Raw genomic sequence first — 23,757 nt, forward strand, 5'->3', positions numbered from 1 at the left:
GCTCTCGCCGGCACCGCGATTTCGCAGCAGAACCGCGAACGGTAGGTTTCCCAGCGGGAGGAAGTCAGAAAAGCCGGCCTCCAGAGACCTCTTTCCGGCACGGATCTTCCTTGTGCTTTTCCCCGTGATGCTGGTGACTGCCTGACCCTCCACCCTGGAGATCGCAAACGACTCTGCACTGGCGCTGGCGATCATCCTTGCCGCTTTTTCACGGTAGCTGCGACAGCAGGCACGCTCACACGGCGAGCCCCTTCGTGGCTTCTGCCGACTGCAGGAGTTGTCGGGCTCATCGCTGCTGCCGTCGGCGTCTACTTTCGTATCGGGGAGCCGGACGGATTCCTCACACCGTTTCTCATTCCACGTGGCGGCGGGGTCGTCGTGGCCGAGCTGGCGATAACCGCGAACCGTGTCCGCAGCGGGCAGCCGTGAAGCAGCCCTGTGATCCCGCAATGGCACTCAATTTGGACTGCCGTGGACGAGGGTGATGGTGAGACTGACACCGTCGCTCGTCGGTACCTGTACCTTCCTGTGAAACGATCCTCGGCTCCCAGCGAAACTCGATGACCGGGCACGTCGGGCTCGCAGGGCGAGAGCACCGGAAGGAGGCCGTCAGTGAGGCTCTGAGCTGTGGACGACGTTGTGACGCGGCGGCAGCACCAGGTCAAACACCCAGGCGAAGACGAAGGTGTAGAGCAGGAAGAAGATCAGCAGGCCGATCTCGAGAAGGAATGCCTCCACCAGCGACACCTGCAGGATCCACGCCAGGATCGGGACCAGGAAGACGACCAGGCCGCCCTCGAAACCAAGCGAGTGGACGATCCTGCGGCCAAGGGTGCGCTTCTGGGAGCTCTGCCGCCGCTCCCACGCCTCGAAGATCGTGTTCCAGACGAAGTTCCACACGATGGCGACAGCCGAGGAAACCACCGCGATAAGTCCCGAGCTTCCCCCGCCGAAGCCGAGAACCACGAGGGCAGTGGTGACGAATAGGATGGCGATGATCTCATACGTGGCGACGTAGATGACACGCCGGAGAATCGGTGACATGAAGCCTCCTCAGAATCAGATTCATGGGAAGCCTCTTGCAGGTTCACATCCATGGTGCGGTCAAAAGTGCGAAGCGCCGAATGCGATGCCAGGCGTGCTTCGCCGGAAACCATAGCAGAAGTCGTCCCTGCGACGGTGCCGAGCCCGGGTGGGAGGGGGCGACACACGGGCAATCCAGTGAACCCGCCGCCACATCAATGGTGCGCAGCTGCGCACAGACACCACACCCCCTCGCCCTGCCCGTGATCGGGAGGGAGAGGGGGTGTGGTGGCGGTAGGTCGGTGTTCGCCGTTGACCTACTTGCCTTCCTCGTGGTCGAGCAGGCCGGCGTCGATCTCGCGCAGGGCGATGGACAGCGGCTTCTCGCCCGGCTCCGGGGTCACCAGCGGCCCGACGAACTCGAAGACACCCTCGTCGTGCTGCTGGTAGTAGCTGTTGATCTGACGGGCGCGCTTGGCCGCGAAGATCACGAGCGCGTACTTGGAGGAGACCTTGTCCAGCAGCTCGTCGATCGGCGGGGCGGTGATGCCCTCCGGCGGATCGAAGACAGCCTCGGACTTGACGGTCTCGTTGCTCACGTTGGTCACTTGCACCTTTTCATCGGTTGAGGAGACAGGGTTCACGCACGGCGGGGACGGGAACACACCCTGTCCCCTGCTGCCGGCCTGCGCGTCACGCGGCCTCGCGCGGAGATACTCCCTGCAGGATAGCACTGATAGCCGCCACCGCATCATCCACGTTCTCGTTGACCACCACGTGGTCGAACTCGTCCTGGGAGGCCAGCTCCTCACGGGCGGTCTCCAGTCGGCGGGCGATGACCTCGTCGGGCTCGGTTCCGCGACCGGTGAGCCGGTCGACCAGCACATCCCAGGACGGTGGGGCCAGGAAGACGGTCCTCGCCTCAGGCATCATCGCCTTGACGTTGCGCGCCCCCTTGAGATCAACCTCCACGAGGACGGGACGGCCTTCGGCCAACGCCTCCTCGACGGGGGCCGCCGGGGTACCGGAGCGCTGGATGCCGCCGTGGATGTCGGCCCACTCGAGCATCCGGCCGTGGTTGATGTTGTCCTGGAATTCCTCTGGTGTGACGAAGAAGTAGTCCACACCGTCCGCCTCACCGGGGCGGGGTGCCCGGGTGGTCATCGAGACGCTGAAATACAGCCGCTCGACGTCGCGGCGGAGACGCTGAACCACCGTGGACTTACCCACCGCAGAGGGGCCGGCCAGGACGACGAGGTGGCCTGTGGCGTTCTCGCCGGTCATGGACTAGTCCTCGGAGAAACCGAAGCGCTCCAGCAGGGCGCGACGCTGGCGGTCGCCGAGGCCGCGCAGACGACGGGTCTGGGCGATCTCGAGCTCCTCCATGATCTCCTTGGCCTTGACCTTGCCCACCTTCGGGAGGGCCTCGAGCAGAGCGGAAACCTTGGTCTTGCCGATGATCTCGTCGGTCTGGGCCTGGTCCAGGACCTCCTTGAGGTTGGTGCCGCCGCGCTTGAGCTTCTCCTTCAGCTCTGCACGGGCCTTGCGGGCCTCAGCGGCCTTGGCGAGAGCTTCCTTGCGCTGCTCATCGGTCAACTTGGGAAGGGCCACGGGGTTCCTCCGATTCAGATGGGATGGTTGCTTGTTCGGTACATCAGTACCAGATCTCAGCGGCCCACGAGTAAAACCCGTGCTACGACCGCTGACCTTGGACCAGCTTAGCACCGGCCCGGATCCGCACCCGTCGACGCGCCCTGTTTGAGCACGTCAACGCGTTGCGTTCTATAAAGTACCAGCTCATGGGGACGGGAGTCGATCAGCCCTGACCGGGAAAATCCTCCGCTGCCGCGCGCACCGATTCCCGCAGGTCAGCGACGCGCGGCCCGGCGGAGAGCACCGCGCGGGAGATATTCGGGAACGCCAGGTGCGCGACGCCGGCGGCGATGCGGTCGACGTCGTCCGCCGACCCGCCCTGGGCCCCCACGCCGGGCATCAGCACCGGCCCGTTGAGGGCGGACAGGTCCGGTGCCTGCGTCAGCGTGGCGCCGACGACGACGCCGATGTTGCCCGTCGCGCCCTGCTCCGCGTGGGCGGCGTTGCGGCGGGCGCACTCGTCGACGACCTGCTGGGCGATCGTGCGGCCGTCTGCCCCGGTCTGCGACTGCAGCGCCACGGCCTCCGGGTTGGAGGTCGCCGCCAGGACGAACACGCCCGCCGCGTTCTCCTCGGCGAGGTCGAGCACCGGGGCCAGGGCGCCGACGCCCAGGTAGGGCGAGACCGTCACGGCGTCGGCGCGCAGCGGCGAGCCCTCCCCGAGCCACGCCTCGGCGTAGCCGGCCATGGTGGAGCCGATGTCGCCGCGTTTGGCGTCGGCCACCGTCAGGCATCCGGTCTCCCGCAGCGCGGCCAGGGTGTCCTCCAGGACCGCGAAGCCGGCGGAGCCGAAGCGCTCGTAGAAGGCCACCTGCGGCTTGACCAGCGCGGCGGTGTCGGAGAAGGCCTCCACGCAGCGCCGGCTGAACTCGGCTAGTCCGGCCACGTCATCAGTCAAGCCCCAGGCCTGGAGAAGCGAGGCATGCGGGTCGATGCCGACGCACAGGCGGCCGCGGCCGGCCGCCGCGTCGAGCAGCCGCTGTCCGAAGGTCGTCACAGACCGGCCTCCGCCACGGCACCGGCCGCGGCCTTGACGCTGTCGGCGCTGTGGTCGAGCTCCTGGAGGGCGCGCACACTCAGCTCGCCGGCACGCAGGGCCTCGATGCCCTGGACGGCGGCGGTGACGCCCTGGACGGTGGTCACCAGCGGAACGCCGGCGTGCACGGCGGCGCCGCGGATGTCGTAACCGTCGTGGCGGGCGCCGGCGGAACCGGCCGGGGTGTTGAGGATGAGGTCCACCTCGCCGGCGTTGATGAGGTCGACGATGGAGCGCCCGTCGGCGCCCTCGCGGACGTCGGAGGCCTTGAGCACGGTCTCGCACCCGATGCCGTTGCGGCGCAGCATGGCGGCCGTGCCGGCGGTGGCCAGGATCTTGAAGCCCATGATGGACAGGCGCTGGATGGGCAGGATCAGGGTGCGCTTGTCCCGGTTGGCCACGGAGACGAAGATCGTGCCCCCGGTGGGCAGTTCGCCGAAGGCCCCGGCCTCCGCCTTGGCGTAGGCGGCGCCGAAGTTGTCGGCCAGGCCCATGACCTCGCCGGTGGACTTCATCTCCGGGGACAGCAGAGTGTCCAGCATGGAGCCGTCCGGGCGGCGGAAGCGGTTGAACGGCAGGACCGCCTCCTTGACCGCGATCGGGGCGTCCAGCGGCAGGGAGCCGCCGTCGTGACCGGTCGGGATCATGCCCTCCTCGCGCAGCTCCGCCAGGGTCGCGCCCAGCATGATGCGGGAGGCGGCCTTGGCCAGGTGCACGCCCGTGGCCTTGGAGACGAACGGGGCGGTGCGCGAGGCGCGCGGGTTGGCCTCGATGACGTAGAGGATGTCGTCCTTGAGCGCGAACTGGACGTTCATCAGGCCCTTGACGCCGATGCCCTTGGCCAGAGCCTCGGTGGAACGGCGGACCTTCTCGATGTCCTCGGCACCCAGGGTCATGGGCGGCAGGGCGCAGGCGGAGTCGCCGGAGTGGATGCCGGCCTCCTCGATGTGCTCCATCACGCCGGCGAGGTAGACCTCCTCGCCGTCGGACAGCGCGTCGACGTCGATCTCGATGGCGGAGTCGAGGAAGCGGTCGACGAGCACCGGGTGGTCGTCGGTGATCTCGGTGGCGCGGCTGATGTAGTCGGCCAGGGAGGCCTCGTCGTAGACGATCTCCATGCCGCGGCCGCCGAGGACGTAGGACGGGCGCACCAGCACCGGGTAGCCGATCTTCCTGGCGACGTCGCGGGCCTCCTCGAAGGAGGTGGCGGTGCCGAAGTCCGGGGCGGGCAGCTGCGCGGCGTGCAGGACCTCGCCGAACTCGCCGCGGTCCTCGGCCAGGTTGATGGCCTCCGGGGTGGTGCCGACGATCGGGACGCCGGCGTCGGCCAGGCGCTGGGCCAGGCCGAGCGGGGTCTGGCCGCCGAGCTGGACGATCACGCCGGCGACGGTGCCGGAGGCGGCCTCCGCGTGGTAGACCTCCATGACGTCCTCGAAGGTCAGCGGCTCGAAGTAGAGGCGGTCGGCGGTGTCGTAGTCGGTGGAGACCGTCTCCGGGTTGCAGTTGACCATGACGGTCTCGTAGCCGATGCGCGACAGCTCGAGCGCGGCGTGGACGCAGGAGTAGTCGAACTCGATGCCCTGGCCGATGCGGTTCGGGCCCGAGCCGAGGATGATGACCTTCTCCTTCTCGGTCTGGGCCTCCACCTCGGACTCGGCTGCCGGGTCCAGCTCGTAGGCCGAGTAGTGGTACGGGGTCCGGGCCTCGAACTCGGCCGCGCAGGTGTCCACGGTCTTGAACACCGGGCGGATGCCCAGCGACCAGCGCAGGCGGCGCACACCGTCCTCGCCGGCGAGCTCGGGGCGCAGGGTGGCGATCTGGGCGTCGGACAGGCCGTGGTACTTCGCCTCGCGCAGCAGCTGCTCGTCGAGCACCGGGGCGTCGAGAAGCAGCTGGCGGAGGCCGACCAGCGCCTCGAGCTCGGCCAGGAACCACGGGTCGATGCCGGAGGCCTCGTGGACCTGCTCGACGGTGGCGCCGAGGCGTAGGGCGAGCTCGGCGTCGTAGAGGCGTCCCTCGGTCGGGCGCTTCAGGTCCTCGAGGACGGCCGTGACGTCCGTGGCGTGCTCGCCGGCGAAGTACTCGTCCGGACGGGTCCAGAAGCCGACCTGCTTCTGCTCCAGGGAGCGCATGACCTTGTTGAGGCCGGCGATGTAGTTGCGGCCGATGCCCATGGCCTCGCCGACGGACTTCATGGTGGTGGTCAGGGTGTCGTCGGCGCCCGGGAACTTCTCGAAGGCGAAGCGCGGGGCCTTGACGATCACGTAGTCCAGGGTCGGCTCGAAGGCGGCCGGGGTGACACCGGTGATGTCGTTGGTGATCTCGTCGAGGGTGTAGCCGATGGCCAGCTTGGCGGCGATCTTCGCGATCGGGAAGCCGGTGGCCTTCGACGCCAGCGCCGAGGAGCGGGACACGCGCGGGTTCATCTCGATGGTGATGATGCGCCCGTCGGCGGGGTTGATGGCGAACTGGATGTTGCAGCCGCCGGTGTCCACGCCGACCTCGCGGATGATGGCGATGCCGAGGTCGCGCAGGTCCTGGTACTCGCGGTCGGTCAGGGTCAGTGCCGGGGCGACGGTGACGGAGTCGCCGGTGTGCACGCCCATGGCGTCGACGTTCTCGATGGAGGCGATGACCACGACGTTGTCGTCGCCGTCGCGCATGAGCTCGAGCTCGAACTCCTTCCAGCCGAGGATGGACTCCTCGATCAGGACGTTGGCCTCCGGGGAGGCGGCCAGTCCCCCGCCGGCGATGCGCTCGAGATCCTCCTCGGTGAAGGCGAAGCCGGAGCCCAGACCACCCATGGTGAACGACGGGCGGACGACGACGGGCAGGCCGAGCTCGGCGACGGTCTCGTGGACCTCGTCCATGTTGTGGCACACCGCGGAGCGGGCGGACTCGCCGCCGACGGAGGCGACGATGTCCTTGAACTTCTGGCGGTCCTCGCCGCGCTCGATGGCGTCGATGTCGGCGCCGATGAGTTCGACGCCGTACTTCTCCAGGGAGCCGCGGCGGTCGAGCTGGATGGCGGCGTTCAGGGCGGTCTGGCCGCCGAGGGTGGCCAGCACGGCGTCGACCGGGTGGCCCTGCTCGATCTCCTTCTCGAAGATCTTCTCGATGTACTCCGGCTGAATGGGCTCGACGTAGGTGTGGTCGGCGAACTCCGGGTCGGTCATGATGGTCGCCGGGTTGGAGTTGATGAGGGTGACCCGCAGGCCCTCCTCCTTGAGGACGCGGCAGGCCTGGGTGCCGGAGTAGTCGAACTCGCTGGCCTGGCCGATGACGATGGGGCCGGAGCCGATCACCAGGACGTGCTTGATGTCAGTGCGCTTGGGCATGGTGTGGAGGATTCCTTCCTGGTGCTTACTTGGCCGAACCGGCGGTGTTGTTCGGGGACTGCGTGGCCATGAGCTCGATGAACTGGTCGAACAGCGGGTTCGCGTCGTGCGGGCCGGCGGCGGACTCCGGGTGGTACTGGACCGAGTAGGCCATGCCGTTGTCGAGGGCGACGCCCTCGACGCAGTCGTCGTTGAGGCAGCTGTGGGTGACCGTGGCGGGGCCGAAATCGGTGTCGAAGTTCTTCCCCGGGGTGCCCTCGAGGGCGAAGCCGTGGTTCTGGGAGGTGATGTCGATCTTGCCGGTGACGTGGTTGATCACGGGCACGTTGATGCCGCGGTGGCCGAACTTGAGCTTGTAGGTGCCCAGCCCCAGGGCCCGGCCGAGGATCTGGTTGCCGAAGCAGATGCCGAACAGCGGGATTTCGCGCCCGATGACCTCGCGGGTGATGGCGACCATCTCATCGGCGGTGGCCGGGTCACCCGGGCCGTTGGACAGGAACACCCCGTCCGGGTGGTACTGCTCGATCTCCGCCACCGGGGTGTTGGCCGGCACGACGATCGTGCGGATGCCGCGCTGGGCGAAGTGGTTCGGGGTGGCGGTCTTCAGGCCCAGGTCGTAGGCGACGACGGTGTACCTCGTCTCGCCGGCGGCCGGGATCTCGTAGGGCTCGTCGGTGGAGACCTCGGCGGCCAGGTCGGCGCCGACCATCGAGGACTGGCCCTTGACCTCGGCGACGAGCTCCTCGACGGGGCGGCGGGCGGCGTCGCCGGAGAAGATGCCGGCGGCGATGGCGCCGTGGTCGCGCAGGTGGCGCACCAGGGCGCGGGTGTCAACGCCACGGATGCCGATCAGCCCCTGGGCCTCCATCTCCTCGGACAGGGTGCGCCGGGCGCGCCAGTTGGACACGCGCCTGGCCAGGTCGCGGATGACCAGCCCGGCGGCCCAGATGCGGCCGTCGCGGGACTCGTTGTCCTCGTCGTTCCAGCCGGTGTTGCCGATCTGCGGGGCCGTCGCGACGACGATCTGGCGGTGGTAGGAGGGGTCGGTCAGGGTCTCCTGGTAGCCGGTCATGGCGGTGGTGAAGACCGCCTCACCCAAGGTGGTTCCGGTCGCGCCGAAGCCGAGGCCGTGGAAGGTGCGGCCATCGGCGAGGACGAGGACCGCGGGGGTGTGAGCCGGGGTGGTGGAGGACGTCAAGGCGTCACCTTTCGCTTGGTCAGTATGCATGTTATTCAACTATTTGTATTCTATGCGATCAGGCGTCGACGCTCGAACGCGGTGTGGCGGACACGGCGTTCACGCAGGTCAGGCGTCCCCGCAGCACGGTGGTGGTCACCCGGGCGGAGAACTCCATGCCCTCGTAGGGGGTGTTCTCCGCCTTGGAGGCCATCTCAGAACCCCGGGCGGTCCAGGCCGAGCCCGGGTCCACGACCGTCAGGTTGGCGGGCTCGCCCACCGCGATGGGTCGGCCCTGGCCGGGCAGGCGGGTGATCTCGGCGGGGCGCTCGCTCATCACCTTCGCCACCCAGCGCCAGTCGGCCAGGCCGGTCTTGACGAACAGTTCCGCGATGACCGCGAGCGAGGTCTCCAGGCCGAGCATGCCCGGCCTGGCGTGCTCGAACTCGCAGCACTTGTCCTCCGAGCCATGCGGGGCGTGGTCGGTGGCCACGCAGTCGATGACCCCGTCCAGCAGCGCCTGCCGCAGGGCGAGCGTGTCGTGCTCCTCACGCAGCGGCGGATTGACGCGGAAGGTGCCGTCGTAGGTGCCCAGCTTCTCGTCGGTCAGCAGCAGGTGGTGCGGGGTCACCTCGGCGGTCATGGGGATGTCCTGGGACTTCGCCCACTTGAGCAGCTCGACGGTGCCGGTGGTCGAGGCGTGGCAGATGTGGATGCGGTTGCCGTGGTCACGCGCCAGCAGGGCGTCGCGGGCCACGATGGACTCCTCCGCGGCTCGCGGCCAGCCCCGCAGTCCGAGGCGGGCGGCGTTCTCGCCCTCGTGCGCCACCGCGCCCTCGGTCAGGCGCGGCTCCTCGGCGTGCTGGGCCAGCAGGACGTCGAGCCCCTTGGCGTACTCCAGGGCGCGGCGCATCAGCAGCGGGTCGTCGACGCACTTGCCGTCGTCGGAGAACATGCGGACGCGCGCCTCGGAGGCGGCCATCATGCCGAACTCGGTCAGCGACTCGCCGTTCAGGCCCTTGGTGATGGAGCCGACCGGGTGGACGTCGCACAGGCCGGCGTGCTGGCTCTTGAACCAGACGGACTCGGCGATGACCGGCTGGTCGGTGACGGGGTTGGTGTTGGCCATGGTGAACACCGCGGTGAAGCCGCCCCGGGCGGCCGCGGCGGAGCCGGTGAGGATGGTCTCGGTGTCCTCGCGGCCGGGTTCGCGCAGGTGGACGTGCATGTCGACCAGGCCGGGCAGCAGCACGTTCCCGCCGCCGTCGACCGTACGGTCGGCCTCCGTGCCGGCCGCGGCGGCGAGGTCGGTGATGACGCCGTCGGTGATCAGCACGTTGACGGGCTCACCCTCGCCGTAGGGGCGGACGTTGGTGAGCAGGAGGGTGCCGGACTCGGCGGGCGCGAGTGTGCCCGTGGCCGGGAAATCGGTGGTGGTCATGGGTGTTCCCTTTCTTCGACCTACGGGCTACAGGCCGGCGGCGGTCGAGGTGCCGCCGGCGGCGAGCAGGGTGAACAGCACGGCCATGCGCACGTGCACGCCGTTGTTGACCTGCTGGAGGACGGCCGCGTTGTCGGCGTCGGCGACGGCGTGGTTGATCTCCATGCCGCGCAGCATCGGGCCGGGGTGCATGATGACCGCCCCGTCCTTCATCCGGGCGGCGCGGTCCTTCGACAGGCCGTAGAGCGTGGCGTACTCGCGGTGGGAGGGGAAGAAACCGCCGTGCATGCGCTCGGCCTGCACGCGCAGCATCATGACGACGTCGGCGTCGGCGATCTCGGCGTCGAAGTCGTGGCTGGTGCGCACCGGCCAGTTCCCCACCCCGTGCGGCAGCAGGGTCGGCGGGGCGACGAGGACGACCTCGGCACCGAGGGTGGACAGCAGGTCCACGTTGGAGCGCACGACGCGCGAGTGCAGGCAGTCGCCGACGATGAGGACCTTGCGGCCGGAGATACTCCCGAGCCGCTGGCGCATGGTCACGGCGTCGAGCAGCGCCTGGGTGGGGTGCTGGTGGGAGCCGTCGCCGGCGTTGATCACACTCGGGCCGTCGCCGCCCGGGGCGATCCACCCGGCGAGCAGCTGGCCCGCCCCCGAGGACGGGTGGCGCATGATGACGGCGTCGGCGCCGATGGCGGACAGGGTCTGGCCGGTGTCCTTGAGGGACTCGCCCTTCTTCACGGACGACGACGAGGCGGAGATGTTGATGACGTCCGCACTCATCCACTTGCCGGCCGTCTCGAAGGACGAGCGGGTGCGCGTGGAGTTCTCGTAGAAGAGGGTGAAGATCGTCCGCCCCCGCAGGGTCGGCAGCTTCTTGATCTCCCGGCCCGCCAGGGCCTCGCGGAAGCGGTCGGCCTCGTCCATGAGACCGAGAATCTCGTCACGGGACAGGTCGGCGATGGACAGCAGGTGCTTCATCGGGCGTCCTCCCCGGATTCCGCGCCGACACCACGGGTGAGCACGACCGCGTCGCGGCCGTCGATGGCCTCGAGCAGCACGCGCACGTCCTCGGAGCGCGACGTCGGCAGATTCTTGCCGACATAGTCGGCGCGGATGGGCAGCTGACGGTGGCCGCGGTCGGCCAGGACGGCGAGCTGGATCTGCTCCGGGCGGCCGATGTCGCGCAGGGCGTCGAGCGCGGCGCGGACCGTGCGTCCGGAGAACAGCACGTCATCGACGAGCACGACGATCGAGCCGTCGATGCCGCCGTCCGGGATGGTGGTGGGCTTGAGCGCGCGGTGCGGGCCGCGGCGCAGATCGTCGCGGTAGAGCGTGATGTCCACCGCTCCGACGGGCACGGCCACGCCGGAGAATTCCTTGATCTTGCCGGCCAGTCGTTCGGCCAGGGGCACTCCCCCCGAAGGGATGCCCAGCAGGATGATGCGCGGGGCACCGGGTGAGTCCAGTGCCGTCTTCTCGATGATCTGGTGCGCGATGCGTGCGACAGTGCGCGCCACGTCGTCGGAGCCGAGTAGCTCGACGGTGGCAGGTGAAACGTCCTGTTCGCTCATCGTGACCTCCTTCCCCGCCTCTCTGTGCGGTCCTTAAAGGATGTCTGTATGGGTCGAATGGTGTCTATGCTTGAAGACTGGTGCTGATCCTAGCACCGCCGCCACCCCACGGTGGGAACCCCGGAAGTGAGAGGCAGCCCTCATGAGCCTTACCGCCAGCCACGTTGTCCCGGCACCCCGCGAACAGGTCTGGGAGTGGCACACCCGTCCGGGGGCGGCAGCGCGCCTGTCACCCCCCTTCGTGCCCATGACCCCCATCCGGCAGGCCGAGCGGCTCTCCGACGGCACGACGGTCTTCGCGCTGCCCGCCGGATTGAAGTGGGTCGCCCGCCACGACCTGTCCAACTACCTGCGCGGCCGCCGCTTCACCGACGTGTGTGTCAACGCCCCGGTCAAGGCCTTCGCGAACTGGCGCCACCAGCACGAATTCGTCGACCATCCGGACGGCACCCTGATCACCGACACGGTGTCCACCCGCCTGCCGTTCTCCACGATCAAGCCGATGTTCGCCTACCGGCAGCACCAGCTCATCGCCGACTTCCGCTTCCTCGACCGGATCAGCCACCTGCAGCCCGAGCACCCGTTGACCGTCGCGGTCACCGGCTCCCGCGGACTCGTGGGCCGGGCGCTGACCGCGCAGCTGCGCACCGCCGGACACGAGGTCATCCAGCTGGTGCGCAACGAACCGAAGGCCGGGCAGCGTCGGTGGGACCCCTCCTCCCCCGCCGCGGACCTGCTCGACGGCGTCGACGTGCTCGTCCACCTGGCCGGCGAGCCCATCTTCGGCCGCTTCAACGACTCCCACAAGCAGGCGATCCGCAACTCCCGCGTCGAACCGACCACGCAGCTCGCCCGCCTGGTGGCCGAATCACCCTCCGTGACGACGATGATCTCCGGCTCAGCGGTCGGCTACTACGGCGCCGAACCCGGGGAGGACATCCTCACCGAGGACTCCGGGCCGGGTGAGGGATTCCTGGCCGAAGTCGTGCGCGACTGGGAGACGGCCACCGCCGCGGCCACCGGGGCCGGCAAGCGGGTCGTCACGCTCCGCACCGGGGTGGTGCTCTCCGGCCGCGGCGGCATGCTGCCGGTGCTCAAGGCACTGTTCTCCACCGGGCTCGGCGGCAGCTTCGGTGACGGCAATTTCTGGTTCTCCTGGATCGGCCTCGACGACCTCACCGACATCATCGTCCGCTCCGCCCTCGACCCGGCGATCGTTGGCCCCATCAACGGGGTGTCCCCCGAACCGGTGCTCAACCGCGACATGGTGGCGGAGCTCGCCGGGCAGCTGCACCGGCCGGCCGTCATCCCGATCCCGACGCTCGGCCCGACGCTCCTGCTGGGCCGGGAGGGCGCCCACCAGCTGGCGCTGGCCGACCAGCGGGCCGTCCCGGCTGCCATGGAAGCGGCGGGCCACGTGTTCCGGTACCCGACGCTCGGTGCGGCGCTCGCCCATGAACTCGGCGGCGAGGAGCTGTGGGCGGAGCCCAAAGGCGAACCGGTCGGCGAGCTGACCGACTGAGACCTGCCCCCGAGCTCCGGGCGTGCGCAGCTGCGCACTCCTTCTTTCGCCTGCGTTCGCTGGCGGCCATGGATCCCGCAACCGGTGGGTGCATGCGTGGTGCTGATCGCGGGATTCGCCACGGGCCCGACGGGTGGGACAGGACCCCGCCGCTCCCCCGGCGCAGGATCTGCGGGCCGTGTCGCGGGTGGGCGGGGGGACATCCAGCCCCTAGGGTGGACCTGACCACATGTTCTCCATCCAGAAGGACAGAGCAAACCGACGTGACCACGCCAGATCAAGAACGCGTACCCGACACCCCGGTCGCCCCGGTGACCCCGCAACGGGTCGCCGACATCCTCGAGGCCGAGGGCCTGCAGTACCGGCTCGAATCCACCCCCGTGCCCTCCGCCGAGGAACCCGCCACCGTCGTGCGCACCGGCTTCAGCAACGCCGCCATCGCCTTCAGCGTGGACGGTGACCACCTCGTCTGCGACTCCCTGTGGCGCGGCCAGGTGCCCACCACCGACGCCCCCCGACTGCTCGGCATCGCCAATGAGTGGAACCAGACCCAGTTCACCCCCACCCTGCGGTTCTTCGAGTCATCCGACGGCGGGCTGGCCGTGAGCGCCCACCGTCAGATCAACACCGCCGAGGGGCTGAGCCGCAACCAGATCGGCGCCTTCGTCATGTCCACCCTCGACACGATCGTCGGCGCATTCCAGTGGGTGGAAAACCAGCTCCCGGAGCTGGTCACCTGGGAGGAGAACCATGAGCACTGATCAGAACACCACCGCCGACGTCCCCGCCGAGGTCACCCTCGACCGGATCATCACGGTCATGGACGGTTTCGACATCGAGCTGACGCGCCACGAGAACCATGACGTGGCCACCGCGAACCTCAACGGCACCCCCGTGACCTTCGCGCTGCTCGGCTCCGTCTTCATCGTCCGCGCCGACTCCGTCACCGATCAGAAGCTCTCCGACGGGGATCCGACGCTGTACCTGGCGGCCAATCAGGTCAACTGCGTGAGCTTCGGCGCCCGCGCCGCCGTGGTGGACCGGGCCGAGCAGCTCGTCGTCCGCACCGAGCGCGACGTCCTGGTCGCCGCGGGCATGACCGACCCGCAGCTGACGGCCTCCCTGCGTTCCGCCGTGGACGGGGTGCTCGCTGCGCAGGACGGCATGCTCGCCGCCGCCCAGAAGCTGCAGGCGGTGCGCGCCGCCCACGAGGACGAGGCTGCCCAGAACTAGCATCCCGCGGCCTCTGCGTCAGCTCTCGGCGAGGCGCCGGCGCTCCTCCTCGACATCGAAGTGGGGCTCGGGCCAGTCCATGTCAAAGCTGCGCAGTGCGTCCAGCAGCAGGTGTTTGACCACCATGCGGGCGTAGTCCTTGTTGTCGCCGGGGACGCAGTACCAGGGGGCGGCGTCCGTGGAGGTGCGCGTCATCGCGATCTCGAAGGCCTCCATGTACTCGTCCCACAGCAGGCGCTGGGTGATGTCGTCGGGGTCGTACTTCCAGTGCTTGTCGCGCCGTTCGAGGCGTTCCGCCAGGTTCTCCCGCTGGAATTCCTTCGAGATGTGCAGCATCACCTTGACGATGCGGACGTGGCGTTCGGCCAGCCCGTTCTCGAAGTCGACGATCGCGCCGTACCGACGCTCGATCTCGTCCGCGGGGCTGAGCTGCTGCACGCGGTGGACGAGCACGTCCTCGTAGTGGGAACGGTCGAAGACCACGATGCGCCCCGGCTCCGGCTCGTGTTGGCGGATCCGCCAGAGGAAGTCGTGCGCCTGCTCCTGCTCGGTGGGGCGGCCGAAGGCGACGGTGTCGACGCCCTGCGGGCTGAACACCTTGAAGACCTTGCGGATGACCCCGCCCTTGCCCGAGGTGTCCATCCCCTGCAGGATCAGCAGCACCGCCCCGGTGTGGTCCTCCCGCAGGGCGTTGGCGTGCAGCATTCTCTGCAGATCCTTGAGCTCGTCGTCGGGCCCGTCGAACGCCCTGTCCAGTTTCTTCTCCCCACCCGTGAATCCGGGGGTCGAGGCCGGGTCGACGTCGCGGAGGCGGAAACCCTCCCCGACCCTGAGTGCGAGTGCGTCCTTGACCGTGAAATCGCTCATGCCCCGATGGTAGGGAAATCCGCGGGCTGGCCGCAGGGACGACGACGCCCTCCCCGCCGTCACAGGTGGGGAGGGCGTCGAGGCACCGGGGTGCTAGACCCGGTTCTCGCCTTCCGGCAGCTCCGGAACATCCGCGGGATCCGCGTCGGTGGGCTCCGGCGACGCGTCGGCGGTCTGCGGGGTCTCGGGGGCCTGGGGGGCCTCCGGCAGCTCCGCGACATCGGCGGGCTCCGCTTCCGAATCGGCGACAGTCTCCGGCGTGGCCGTCTGCAGCGGGTTGCCCTCCGCGGAGGACTGCGCGACGTCGTCGAGCACGGCGTGGATGTAGGGCGGCGCGACGTTGTTGGAGTACTCGCTGGCCAGCTCAACGCCCTCGACGACGGCGGTCGCCTTCGGGACGTCCGGGTTGTGCAGCAGTTCCCACACGGCGACACGCAGGATCGCGCGGTCGACGGCCGGCAGCCGGTGCAGCTCCCAGTCCACGGAGAGGTAGCGCTCGATGGTCTCGTCGATGCCGTCGAGTTCCTCGGCCGCCCCGGAGATGATCGTCCGGGTGTAGTCGGCGATGGGGGCGACGGCGGCGTCGGGCTGGCGGGCCAGCTCGACGCGGTCCTCGACGATCGCAACCGGGTCGACGTCGCGGGCCTCGGCCTCGAAGAGGATGTCCACCGCGCGGCGGCGGGCGCGGTAGCGGGCCCCGTGGCGGCGGAAGTCCCGCTGGGACTTCGCGTCCCGGCCGGCCGGGGTGTGCTGGGTGTCAGGTGTGTGGCTCACAGTGCGATTCTGCTAGTTGGAGACTCGGGAGAGGTACGAGCCGGAACGGGTGTCGACCTTGACGACGTTGCCGGTCTCGATGAACAGCGGGACCTGGATCTCAGCGCCGGTCTCGAGGGTGGCGGGCTTGGAACCGCCGGTGGAGCGGTCGCCCTGCAGGCCCGGATCGGTGTGCTCGATCTTCAGATCCACGGAGACCGGGAGTTCGGCGAAGAGCGCCTCGCCCTCGTGGAAGGAGACCTGGACCTGCATGTTCTCCAGGAGGAAAGCGGCGGCGTCGCCGAACTTCTCCGGGGAGAGCTCGACCTGCTCGTAGTTCTTGTCGTCCATGACCACGTAGGCGGAGCCGTCGTTGTACAGGTAGGTCATGTCACGGCGGTCGACGGTGGCGGTCTCGACCTTCACGCCGGCGTTCCAGGTCTTGTCGATGGTCTTGCCGGAGACGACGTCCTTGAGCTTGGTGCGCACGAAGGCGGGGCCCTTGCCCGGCTTCACGTGCTGGAACTCGACGATCTGCTGCAGCTTGCCGTCGACCTTGAGCACAAGGCCGTTCTTGAAATCGGCGGTGGTTGCCACGAAAGTACTCCCTCGGGGTAGTGGACCTGGGTCTTCAACTGCACCAGACTACACCACCCGTAGCTCCTTGCCGACAGGGGTGATGATCTGCGGCGCACCCGCGGTGATCAGCAGGGTGTCCTCGATGCGCACGCCCCCACGCTCCGGGATGTAGATGCCGGGCTCAATGGTCAGGGTCATGTCCTCGGCGAGATCGCCGGCGCCCACGCGCGACGCGGACGGGCCCTCGTGCACCTCCAGACCGATGCCGTGGCCGGTGGAGTGCACGAAGTACTCACCGTAGCCGGCCTCCTCGATGATCGCCCGGGCCGCGCGGTCGACCTCGACGAGCGGGGTACCCGGGGTGGCCGCCGCGATGCCCGCGAGCTGGGCGCGCAGCACGACGTCGTAGATCTCGCGCACGAAGTCGCCGGCCTCCCCCATGACCACCGTGCGGGTCATGTCGGAGTTGAAACCACGGGCATGCGCCCCGAAGTCGATGGTGACGGGATCACCGCCCTTGATGACGCGGTCACCGGCCGAGTGGTGGGGCTTGGCGGAGTTCGGGCCGGAGGCGACGATCGTGTCGAAGCTGGTCCGCTCCGCGCCGAGCAGACGCATGCGGTACTCGAGGTCGGCGGCGACGTCGCGCTCCGTGCGTCCGACGGCCAGCTCACCGGCGTCGAGCAGCTCCTCGAAGGCGCGGCAGGCCAGCGCGGCCACCTCGGTCAGACGTTCACGCTCGACCGGATCCTTGCGCAGGCGGATGTCCTCGATCACACCGGTGACCGGCACCAGCGTGACGTCCTCCCGGCAGGCCTCCCGCAGCTGCTCCAGCTGGGCGACGCTGACATAGTCGGCCTCGAAGCCGATGCGGCGGGGACCTTCGATGCGCCCGAGCAGCGCCTCCGCGCAGGGCCGGGCGATGACGGCCTCGATGTCCGGCACCTCCTCGGCGATCTGCGTGCGGTAGCGGCCGTCGGTGGCGATCTCGGCGGTGAGATCCTTGGCCAGGACGAGCGCTGCGTTGGAGCCGGAGAACCCTGACAGGTAGCGGACGTGGATCAGGTTCGTGACCAGCATCGCGTCAATGCGCTGCCCGGCCAGACGGGCCGACAGGGCGCGCCGGCGCGTCAGGAAACGAGTGTCCGCATAAGCCATGGAAAACCTCCGGTTGGTCGTGACGGCGTCCGTCCCCGGCGTCTGCCATGGACGGCCTGCGACGCCTCGGGAGAGGGACCTGAATGCGCCCAGCCTATCCTCAACCGGACCGGGGGATGGGCCGAACCCCGCTGATACGGAGGTGGTGTCGGGGGTAGCGGGGGCGCTGCTCCCGACTCCTACCGGCTCCTACCGCTCGGCGAAATACTCGAGCGCCAGCAGGTAGCCGCGCACCCCGAGGCCGGCGATGACGCCGCGGGCGATCGGCGAGAGATAGCTGTGGCCACGGAAGGCCTCGCGGGCGTGCACGTTCGAGATGTGCACCTCGACGAAGCCGGGGCCGTCGGCGACCTCGGCCAGGGCGTCGCGCAGGGCGACGGAGGTGTGGGTGAAACCGCCGGGGTTGATGATCACGGCCCAGCCGTGGTCGGCGGCCTCGTGCGCCCAGTCGAGCAGATCACCCTCATGGTTGGACTGGCGGCACTCGACGTCGACGCCCAGGCCGGAGGCACGTTCGGCGATCATCGCCTCGACGTCGGCGAGCGTCGTGGAGCCGTAGACCTCCGGCTGGCGCCTGCCCAGGCGGTTGAGATTGGGCCCGTTGATGACGAGGACCTTCATGGCGTCAGTTCCCTTCTGCGATGGCGTCGTAGGCGGCGGCCAGCTCCTCGCGGGAGGGGCCCTCCAGGCGGGTGGTCTCCCCCGCCCCGGTCAGCGCGACGAAACGGATGTGGCCGTCGCGGTTCTTCTTGTCGCGGGTCATACCGGCGTAGAGCTCGTCGAAGTGGCCGGCCGGGTAGCTGGTGGGCAGACCGATGGCGTCGAGGATGCGGCGGTGGCGCTCGACCAGATCCGCGTCGATGAGGCCGCGCGCCTGCGCGAGACGGGCGATGAACATCATGCCGACGGCCACCGCACTGCCGTGACGCCAGCGGAAGTTCTCGCGCAACTCGACGGCGTGGCCGAAGGTGTGGCCGTAGTTGAGGATCTCGCGCAGGCCGGACTCCCTGAGGTCCTGGCCGACCACGTTCGCCTTTACGGTCACGGAACGCGCGATCAGCTCGGGCAGGTGGCCGTCGACCCGCAGGCAGGCGGCCGGGTCGGACTCGTAGCGGTCCAGGATGACCGTGTCGGAGATGAACCCGGTCTTGATGATCTCGGCGGATCCGGCGACCAGTTCCTCGGTGGGCAGAGTGGGCAGCCGGTCGAGGTCGATGAACACCGAGTCGGGTTCGTGGAACGCACCGACGAGGTTCTTGCCCGCAGCGGTGTTGATGCCGGTCTTGCCGCCCACGGCGGCGTCGACCATGGCCAGCAGCGTGGTGGGTACCTGGATGACCTTCACCCCGCGCATCCACGCGGCGGCGACGAAACCGGCCAGGTCGGTGACGGCGCCGCCGCCGAGACCGACGACGATGTCACGGCGGCCGAAGGTGGCCAGGCCGAGGGTGTCCCACAGTTTGCCTGCGACCTCGAGGGTCTTGCCGGCCTCGGCGTCGGGGACGTCGAGCAGGTGCACGGTCAGGCCCCGGGCCTCGAGCGCCTCGGCCAGCTCGCGGGCGGGCTGGACCAGCGTGGGCTGGTGGATGAGGGCGACCTGGGCCGCTCCGGTGTCCGCGGCACGGTCGGCGACGGCGTCGTTGAGACCGTGGTCGATGGTCACGTCGTAGGGGCTGGGTCCGTTCACCCGGATCGTGGTCACGTGGGCTGCTTTCCTTTCACTGGCGGCGGGCTCCCGCCGGGCTCGTTCTACAGGGTGTCGAGGTAGCCCAGGACGTCGGCGACGACCTGCTGCGGGGTCCGTCCGTCGGTGCGCACCCGGTAGCCGGCGACCGCGCGGTAGAGCGGGGCACGGGTCTCGAGGAGCGTGCGGTAGTGGGCGGCGGGGTCCTCGGCGGCGAGCACGGGACGCGATGACTCGCCGGAGGTGCGGCGCACCCCCTCCTCCACGGAGACGTCGATCCACACGACGTCATGCTGCGTGAGCAGCTGACGGGTGGACTCGGTGAGCACCGCTCCCCCGCCCAGGCTGACGATGCCGCCGGTGGCCAGGGCCGTGGCGACGTGGCGGGCCTCCAGCTCCCGGAAGGCGGGTTCACCGAGTTCGGTGAAGACCTCGCCGCAGGATTTCCCGGCCTCCTCCTCAATGAGCCTGTCGGAGTCCACCAGCGGCAGGCTCAGGGCCCGGGCCAGCCGGCGGGCGATCGTCGACTTGCCGGCGCCGGGTGGGCCGACGAGCACCACTTTCGGGCGGGTGTGGCACACGGCGTGGCTGAGGTCCAGGTCCTCCGGGTGCGCCAGCTCCTCGCGGGCGTCCTGGATGGCCTGCTCGAGCCCGGCGTTCACGGTGGTGTCCTGCTCGTTACTCATCGTTCTCCTCGGAGTCTCCCCCGTCGCTTCCCCCGAACCTGAGGCGTTCTGCGACGCGTTCCTGATAGGCGGCGATGTTGCGCTTCGTCTCGGCCAGCGAGTCACCGCCGAACTTGGTGAGCACGGCGCGCGCCAGGACCAGCGCGACCATCGCCTCAGCGACGACGCCCGCGGCGGGCACCGCGCAGACGTCGGAGCGCTGGTGGATGCCGGTGGCGGCGGAGCCGTCGGCCATGTCGACGGTCTTCAGTGCCCGCGGCACCGTGGAGATCGGTTTCATGGCCGCGCGCACCCGCAGGGGCTGACCGTTGGTCATGCCGCCCTCGAGGCCGCCGGCGCGGTTGGACAGCCGCTCCAGGCCGTCGTCGCCGCGAACCATCTCATCGTGGGCCTCGCTGCCCCGGCGGCGGGCCTCCTCGAATCCGTCACCCACCTCGACGCCCTTGATGGCCTGGATGCCCATCAGGGCGGCGGCCAGCTGGGCGTCGAGACGGTCGTCGCCGGAAATGTGGGAGCCCAGTCCGATGGGCAGTCCGTGGACGATGACCTCCACGATGCCGCCGAGGGTGTCGCCGGCCTTCTTGGCGGCCTCGATCTCGCCGATCATGGACTCCTCCGCCGCCTTGCCGAAGGCGCGGACCGGGGAGGCGTCGATGTCGCCGAGGTCGGCGAAGGTGGGGGCGGGCCCCTCGTAGGGCGCGGACGGGCCGATGGAGATGACGTGGGAGAGCACCTCGACGCCGAGGGCCTCACGCAGGAAGCTGCGGGCGACGGTCGCGGCGGCCACCCGCGCGGCGGTCTCGCGGGCGGAGGAACGCTCCAGGATCGGGCGGGCCTCATCGACGTCGTACTTGATCATGCCGGCGAAGTCCGCGTGGCCCGGGCGCGGACGGGTGAGCTTGGCGCCGCGACCGGAGGACATGGCGGCGGCTATCTCCTCGTCATTGAGGTCGACCGGCTCGGCGGACATGATGGTGGTCCACTTCGGCCACTCGGTGTTGCCGATCATGATCGAGATGGGGCTGCCCAGGGTCAGCCCGTGGCGGATGCCGGTCAGGAGGGTCAGTTCGTCGGCCTCGAACTTCATGCGGGCGCCGCGGCCGTAGCCGAGCCGGCGGCGGGCGAGCTGGTCCGAGATCTCCTCGCGGGTGACCGGGACGCCGGCGGGCATGTGTTCAAGGAGGGCGATCAGGGCCTGACCGTGGGATTCCCCTGCAGTAGTCCAACGAAGCATGCGGTCATTGTCTCATGACAGCGTGCGGGGGTGGGGATGAAGGCTCCGTTAATTGCGGTTCACGTCACCACGTCGGCCCCGAAGGCCACCGCGAGCGCCGTTGCCGCAACCATCGACGGCCCGTGCGGCAGGGCCTTCGAGCGGGTGCCGACGGCCGCGGACAGCGTGATCAGCGACGCCCCGAGCACCGCCGCGAACCAGGCCGTGACCCCCGCCGCCGCGGCGAGGGTACCCAGGCTCAGCGCCAGCTTCACGTCCCCTCCCCCGATGCCCCGGCGGGATGCTCGGCCGCCTGTCCGGCCGGTCCCCCGCAGCCCGACAAGCACGTAGAGCCCCGCCCAGGCCAGGCCACCGAGCAGGACCGGCGGGGCGGTCAACAGCGCACCGAGACCCGCACCGAGGGCGGCCGGCAGGGTCAGGGCGTCGGGCAGGCGGCGGTGATGCAGGTCGTGCAGACACAGCGCCACGGCCCACGCGACGACGACCACAACAGCTGCTCCCCCGAGCAGGACACTCCCCCACACACCCGGCAGGTTAACCCAGAGCGGCTGTTTTCGCGCGCTGTGCATTGACGGGGCCGACGGGGCCGGAGTGTGCCGCGGGCAGCGATTGTGCCGGCTGCGGGCTCCCGCTCCCAGAGAACGCGGGATTGTCGCTGGGTCGAGCGGGGGTGCGGGATCGACCGAACAGGATCGACCCAGCGGGATGGCCGTCACCCACCGGGCGGTGCGCCTTCCGGGTGAAGGCCATCGGTGCGCAGCTGCGCACCCCCTCTACCGCAGCGACTCCTCCAACGCGCGGCGCATGGCCGCCCGCGGCGCCTGACGGCCGGTGAACTGCTCGAACTGTCTGAAGGCCTGGTTGGCCAGCATGATGTGTCCGCCGACACTGGGATAGCCGTTGGCGGCGGCACTCACGATCAGCGGCGTCGGCCACGGGTCGTAGATGACGTCCAGTACCGGGGCGTGGCCGAGCTCTGTCTCCCGGCCCTCGATGGCCGCCGAGGGCACCGTCGAGACGATGACGTCCGCGGCCACGGCGAGTGTCTCCAGGTCGGCGTCGTAACCGACCATCCGGAAATCCGCGCCCCGGGGCTTGACCAGCGGAGCGAGTTCGGCGCTGCGGTCGCTGCGGTTGACCACGGTGATCTCCCCGACCCCGGCCTGGGCCAGTGACCACAGGGCCGGACGGGCGGTGCCTCCCCCGCCGATGACCAGGGCGCGGCGGATCTGTCCGAGTTCCCCGTCGAAGAGTTCATTGAGTGCGCCGGTGATGCCGTCGCAGTCGGTGTTGTCGGCCCGCCACCCGCCGTCGGTGCGCACGAGTGTGTTGGCTGAGCCGATCTCGCGGGCACGGTCCGTGACCTCGTCGGCGAACTTGAGGGCGGCGAATTTGCCGGGCATGGTCACGGAGAACCCGACGAAGGATTCGTCGGCAGCACCGACGATGTGCGGCAGCTCCTCCGCCCCGCACTCGATGCGGGTGTACTCCCAGTCGTCCATGCCGAGTGCGCGGTAACCGGCGGAGTGCAGGATCGGCGAGCGGGAGTGCTCGATCGGCGAACCGAGGACAGCCGTGCGGTGGGCGATGCCCGGGTTCTGCGGCCCGGTCATCGGCTCTGGTCCAGGACGCCGGACTCGAGGGCGGTCTGCACGTCCTCGAGGTGCTCGTCGAAGGTGTTGTTGAACACGGTGGTGCCGTCCTGGTCGATGGTGACGAAGAAGAGCCAGTCACCCTCGGCGGGGTTCTCCATCGCCTCGATCGCCTGGATGGAGGCCGCGGCGATCGGGGTCTCCGGCAGCCCATCCTTGGCGTAGGTGTTCCAGGGGGTCTCCCGGGCACGGTCCTCGTCGGTCGTGGCGACCTCGACCTCGGACAGGCCGTAGTTGACCGTGGAGTCGAACTCGAGGCGCATCGGCTCCTCGAGGCGGTTGAGGATCACACGGGCGACCTTGTCGAACTCGCCCGCCGGCGCCTCGCGCTCCACCAGGGAGGCGGCGGTGAGCAGCTCATACGGGGTGAGGCCGATCGCCTGGGCGCGCTCGACGATGCCCGTGTCGTTGTAGGTGGTGGCGGAGCGGGTGAGCAGGTCGGAGAGGATGCCCTGGGCGTCCAGGGTCGGGTTGACCACGTACTGGCCGGGCACGATCAGCCCCTCCAGCCGCTTCGGGTCTCCCTCGCGGGCGGCCACCGGCTCACGGGCCCACTCCGGCACACCCAGCTCGGCGAGGTCGGCGGTGGCCGCGACGTTCTGCAGTTCCTCAGCGGGAATGCAGTTGGGGGATCCCTCAGCGCAGGTCACCGCGGAGATCTGCGAGTAGATGCCGGGGCGCACGTCGCCGCCGATGACGGAGACGTCCATCAAGGTGGCGCCGCCGTGGATGTCGAGCAGCTCCACCCGGTTAGCGGGATCCAGCAGCGCGGCGACGGCCGACTCCGCGCTCATCTCCTCCTGCAGCCGGTAGAAACCGGGCTGGACGGAGGAGGCGTCGGGGTTCGCGGCCGCGGCGGTCTGGAACGCCGAGTCGGTGGCGACGATGCCGCGCTCCTCCAGCTCGGGGCCGAGCTGGGAGATCGACGAGCCCTCGGGGATCTCGACGAGCTGGGTCACGCCGTTTCCGGTGCCCTCGTAGTCGGTGGCGGTGGTCTGCGACTCATCGCCGGAGACCTGCACGCCGATGTAGATGACCGCGCCGATGATCAGCACGACGGCCGCGATGAACAGGGCCATGCCGCGCTGCCGCCGTTTGATGTACTTCGGCTCCATGCGGCGGCCCCCCTGCCCCCGGGGCGGGAGGGCGG

At 69.5% G+C, this 23,757-nt stretch carries 24 protein-coding genes; 3 read left to right on the forward strand and 21 right to left on the reverse strand.

Annotation, left to right across the window (positions count from 1 at the left end):
* Nucleotides 1-609 precede the first annotated feature (609 nt).
* The 10 genes from A605_RS07900 to pyrR all read right to left on the reverse strand — a co-directional run bounded on the left by A605_RS07900 (nt 610) and on the right by pyrR (nt 11,239).
* Entirely contained in the window at nt 610-1,044 is a 435-nt protein-coding gene (locus tag A605_RS07900) for a PACE efflux transporter (protein ID WP_015400980.1), read from the reverse strand.
* 296 nt (nt 1,045-1,340) lie between these two features.
* Nucleotides 1,341-1,631, reverse strand: a complete 291-nt coding sequence (rpoZ, locus tag A605_RS07905; protein WP_027004139.1) for a DNA-directed RNA polymerase subunit omega — start codon at nt 1,629-1,631, stop codon at nt 1,341-1,343.
* Nucleotides 1,632-1,716: 85 nt separating this feature from the next.
* Nucleotides 1,717-2,307, reverse strand: a complete 591-nt coding sequence (gmk, locus tag A605_RS07910) for a guanylate kinase (RefSeq protein WP_015400982.1) — start codon at nt 2,305-2,307, stop codon at nt 1,717-1,719.
* Nucleotides 2,308-2,310: 3 nt separating this feature from the next.
* Nucleotides 2,311-2,634 carry an integration host factor, actinobacterial type gene (mihF, locus tag A605_RS07915; protein ID WP_015400983.1) on the reverse strand — a complete coding sequence of 108 codons (324 nt, stop codon included), beginning with the start codon at nt 2,632-2,634 and terminating at the stop codon, nt 2,311-2,313.
* 205 nt (nt 2,635-2,839) lie between these two features.
* A complete protein-coding gene (gene pyrF / locus A605_RS07920; RefSeq protein ID WP_015400984.1) occupies nt 2,840-3,673 on the reverse strand; it encodes an orotidine-5'-phosphate decarboxylase in 834 nt (277 codons plus the stop codon).
* Complete coding sequence (gene carB, locus A605_RS07925; RefSeq protein WP_015400985.1) at nt 3,670-7,050, reverse strand: carbamoyl-phosphate synthase large subunit; 3,381 nt, start codon at nt 7,048-7,050, stop codon at nt 3,670-3,672. The genes pyrF and carB overlap by 4 nt, the downstream gene beginning before the upstream one ends.
* A gap of 25 nt (nt 7,051-7,075) precedes the next feature.
* Complete coding sequence (carA, locus tag A605_RS07930) at nt 7,076-8,278, reverse strand: glutamine-hydrolyzing carbamoyl-phosphate synthase small subunit (protein ID WP_211208969.1); 1,203 nt, start codon at nt 8,276-8,278, stop codon at nt 7,076-7,078.
* A gap of 28 nt (nt 8,279-8,306) precedes the next feature.
* Complete coding sequence (locus A605_RS07935) at nt 8,307-9,668, reverse strand: dihydroorotase (RefSeq protein ID WP_015400987.1); 1,362 nt, start codon at nt 9,666-9,668, stop codon at nt 8,307-8,309.
* A gap of 27 nt (nt 9,669-9,695) precedes the next feature.
* Nucleotides 9,696-10,646: an aspartate carbamoyltransferase catalytic subunit gene (locus A605_RS07940; protein ID WP_015400988.1), complete on the reverse strand. Its 951-nt coding sequence runs from the start codon at nt 10,644-10,646 to the stop codon at nt 9,696-9,698.
* Nucleotides 10,643-11,239 (reverse strand): bifunctional pyr operon transcriptional regulator/uracil phosphoribosyltransferase PyrR, encoded by a 597-nt coding sequence (gene pyrR / locus A605_RS07945; protein WP_015400989.1) that lies wholly within the window; start codon nt 11,237-11,239, stop codon nt 10,643-10,645. Before pyrR ends, A605_RS07940 begins: the two co-directional genes overlap by 4 nt.
* 142 nt (nt 11,240-11,381) lie before the next feature.
* On the opposite strand from pyrR, the gene A605_RS07950 reads away from it, so the two are divergent.
* From A605_RS07950 to A605_RS07960, 3 genes are all read left to right on the forward strand, one after another.
* Entirely contained in the window at nt 11,382-12,761 is a 1,380-nt protein-coding gene (locus A605_RS07950; RefSeq protein ID WP_034990166.1) for a TIGR01777 family oxidoreductase, read from the forward strand.
* Nucleotides 12,762-13,024: 263 nt separating this feature from the next.
* Nucleotides 13,025-13,522: a YbjN domain-containing protein gene (locus tag A605_RS07955; RefSeq protein ID WP_015400991.1), complete on the forward strand. Its 498-nt coding sequence runs from the start codon at nt 13,025-13,027 to the stop codon at nt 13,520-13,522.
* Nucleotides 13,512-13,994, forward strand: a complete 483-nt coding sequence (locus A605_RS07960) for a YbjN domain-containing protein (RefSeq protein WP_015400992.1) — start codon at nt 13,512-13,514, stop codon at nt 13,992-13,994. The genes A605_RS07955 and A605_RS07960 overlap by 11 nt, the downstream gene beginning before the upstream one ends.
* 18 nt (nt 13,995-14,012) lie before the next feature.
* Here A605_RS07960 and A605_RS07965 read toward each other — a convergent pair whose 3' ends face one another.
* From A605_RS07965 to mltG, 11 genes are all read right to left on the reverse strand, one after another.
* Nucleotides 14,013-14,861, reverse strand: a complete 849-nt coding sequence (locus A605_RS07965; RefSeq protein WP_015400993.1) for a PPK2 family polyphosphate kinase — start codon at nt 14,859-14,861, stop codon at nt 14,013-14,015.
* Between the two features lie 93 nt (nt 14,862-14,954).
* Nucleotides 14,955-15,530: a transcription antitermination factor NusB gene (gene nusB / locus A605_RS07970; RefSeq protein WP_425277967.1), complete on the reverse strand. Its 576-nt coding sequence runs from the start codon at nt 15,528-15,530 to the stop codon at nt 14,955-14,957.
* A 117-nt stretch (nt 15,531-15,647) separates the two neighbouring features.
* Entirely contained in the window at nt 15,648-16,211 is a 564-nt protein-coding gene (gene efp / locus A605_RS07975; RefSeq protein ID WP_015400995.1) for an elongation factor P, read from the reverse strand.
* 48 nt (nt 16,212-16,259) lie between these two features.
* Complete coding sequence (locus A605_RS07980; RefSeq protein WP_015400996.1) at nt 16,260-17,351, reverse strand: aminopeptidase P family protein; 1,092 nt, start codon at nt 17,349-17,351, stop codon at nt 16,260-16,262.
* Nucleotides 17,352-17,540: 189 nt separating this feature from the next.
* Nucleotides 17,541-17,972, reverse strand: coding sequence for a type II 3-dehydroquinate dehydratase (gene aroQ, locus A605_RS07985; protein WP_015400997.1), 432 nt, complete (start codon nt 17,970-17,972; stop codon nt 17,541-17,543).
* Nucleotides 17,973-17,976: 4 nt separating this feature from the next.
* The gene (gene aroB, locus A605_RS07990; RefSeq protein ID WP_015400998.1) at nt 17,977-19,053 is read right to left on the reverse strand and encodes a 3-dehydroquinate synthase; all 1,077 of its coding nucleotides are present in this window, start codon (nt 19,051-19,053) and stop codon (nt 17,977-17,979) included.
* 47 nt (nt 19,054-19,100) lie between these two features.
* Nucleotides 19,101-19,721 carry a shikimate kinase gene (locus A605_RS07995; protein ID WP_015400999.1) on the reverse strand — a complete coding sequence of 207 codons (621 nt, stop codon included), beginning with the start codon at nt 19,719-19,721 and terminating at the stop codon, nt 19,101-19,103.
* Nucleotides 19,714-20,955: a chorismate synthase gene (gene aroC, locus A605_RS08000; RefSeq protein WP_027004137.1), complete on the reverse strand. Its 1,242-nt coding sequence runs from the start codon at nt 20,953-20,955 to the stop codon at nt 19,714-19,716. Before aroC ends, A605_RS07995 begins: the two co-directional genes overlap by 8 nt.
* Nucleotides 20,956-21,014: 59 nt before the next feature.
* Nucleotides 21,015-21,479 (reverse strand): prepilin peptidase, encoded by a 465-nt coding sequence (locus A605_RS08005; RefSeq protein ID WP_034990164.1) that lies wholly within the window; start codon nt 21,477-21,479, stop codon nt 21,015-21,017.
* Nucleotides 21,480-21,728: 249 nt separating this feature from the next.
* Nucleotides 21,729-22,568 carry a shikimate dehydrogenase gene (locus tag A605_RS08010; protein WP_015401002.1) on the reverse strand — a complete coding sequence of 280 codons (840 nt, stop codon included), beginning with the start codon at nt 22,566-22,568 and terminating at the stop codon, nt 21,729-21,731.
* Nucleotides 22,565-23,722: an endolytic transglycosylase MltG gene (mltG, locus tag A605_RS08015; RefSeq protein ID WP_027004135.1), complete on the reverse strand. Its 1,158-nt coding sequence runs from the start codon at nt 23,720-23,722 to the stop codon at nt 22,565-22,567. The genes A605_RS08010 and mltG overlap by 4 nt, the downstream gene beginning before the upstream one ends.
* Between the last annotated feature and the right edge of the window lie 35 nt (nt 23,723-23,757).

This window comes from Corynebacterium halotolerans YIM 70093 = DSM 44683 (genome assembly GCF_000341345.1).
GTDB classification, from domain to species: domain Bacteria; phylum Actinomycetota; class Actinomycetes; order Mycobacteriales; family Mycobacteriaceae; genus Corynebacterium; species Corynebacterium halotolerans.

What these genes read in the sequence shown, in the direction of transcription:
- A605_RS07935 (WP_015400987.1), bottom strand. Translation starts at nt 9,668, where the DNA reads ATGACCACCACCGATTTCCCGGCCACGGGCACACTCGCGCCCGCCGAG.
- gmk (WP_015400982.1), bottom strand. Translation starts at nt 2,307, where the DNA reads ATGACCGGCGAGAACGCCACAGGCCACCTCGTCGTCCTGGCCGGCCCC.
- A605_RS08010 (WP_015401002.1), bottom strand. Translation starts at nt 22,568, where the DNA reads ATGACCGGGCCGCAGAACCCGGGCATCGCCCACCGCACGGCTGTCCTC.
- A605_RS07900 (WP_015400980.1), bottom strand. Translation starts at nt 1,044, where the DNA reads ATGTCACCGATTCTCCGGCGTGTCATCTACGTCGCCACGTATGAGATC.
- carA (WP_211208969.1), bottom strand. Translation starts at nt 8,278, where the DNA reads ATGCATACTGACCAAGCGAAAGGTGACGCCTTGACGTCCTCCACCACC.
- carB (WP_015400985.1), bottom strand. Translation starts at nt 7,050, where the DNA reads ATGCCCAAGCGCACTGACATCAAGCACGTCCTGGTGATCGGCTCCGGC.
- mltG (WP_027004135.1), bottom strand. Translation starts at nt 23,722, where the DNA reads ATGGAGCCGAAGTACATCAAACGGCGGCAGCGCGGCATGGCCCTGTTC.
- aroQ (WP_015400997.1), bottom strand. Translation starts at nt 17,972, where the DNA reads ATGAAGGTCCTCGTCATCAACGGGCCCAATCTCAACCGCCTGGGCAGG.
- A605_RS07965 (WP_015400993.1), bottom strand. Translation starts at nt 14,861, where the DNA reads ATGAGCGATTTCACGGTCAAGGACGCACTCGCACTCAGGGTCGGGGAG.
- aroC (WP_027004137.1), bottom strand. Translation starts at nt 20,955, where the DNA reads ATGCTTCGTTGGACTACTGCAGGGGAATCCCACGGTCAGGCCCTGATC.
- A605_RS07940 (WP_015400988.1), bottom strand. Translation starts at nt 10,646, where the DNA reads ATGAAGCACCTGCTGTCCATCGCCGACCTGTCCCGTGACGAGATTCTC.
- A605_RS07995 (WP_015400999.1), bottom strand. Translation starts at nt 19,721, where the DNA reads ATGAGTAACGAGCAGGACACCACCGTGAACGCCGGGCTCGAGCAGGCC.
- A605_RS07980 (WP_015400996.1), bottom strand. Translation starts at nt 17,351, where the DNA reads ATGGCTTATGCGGACACTCGTTTCCTGACGCGCCGGCGCGCCCTGTCG.
- A605_RS07960 (WP_015400992.1), top strand. Translation starts at nt 13,512, where the DNA reads ATGAGCACTGATCAGAACACCACCGCCGACGTCCCCGCCGAGGTCACC.
- pyrR (WP_015400989.1), bottom strand. Translation starts at nt 11,239, where the DNA reads ATGAGCGAACAGGACGTTTCACCTGCCACCGTCGAGCTACTCGGCTCC.
- A605_RS07950 (WP_034990166.1), top strand. Translation starts at nt 11,382, where the DNA reads ATGAGCCTTACCGCCAGCCACGTTGTCCCGGCACCCCGCGAACAGGTC.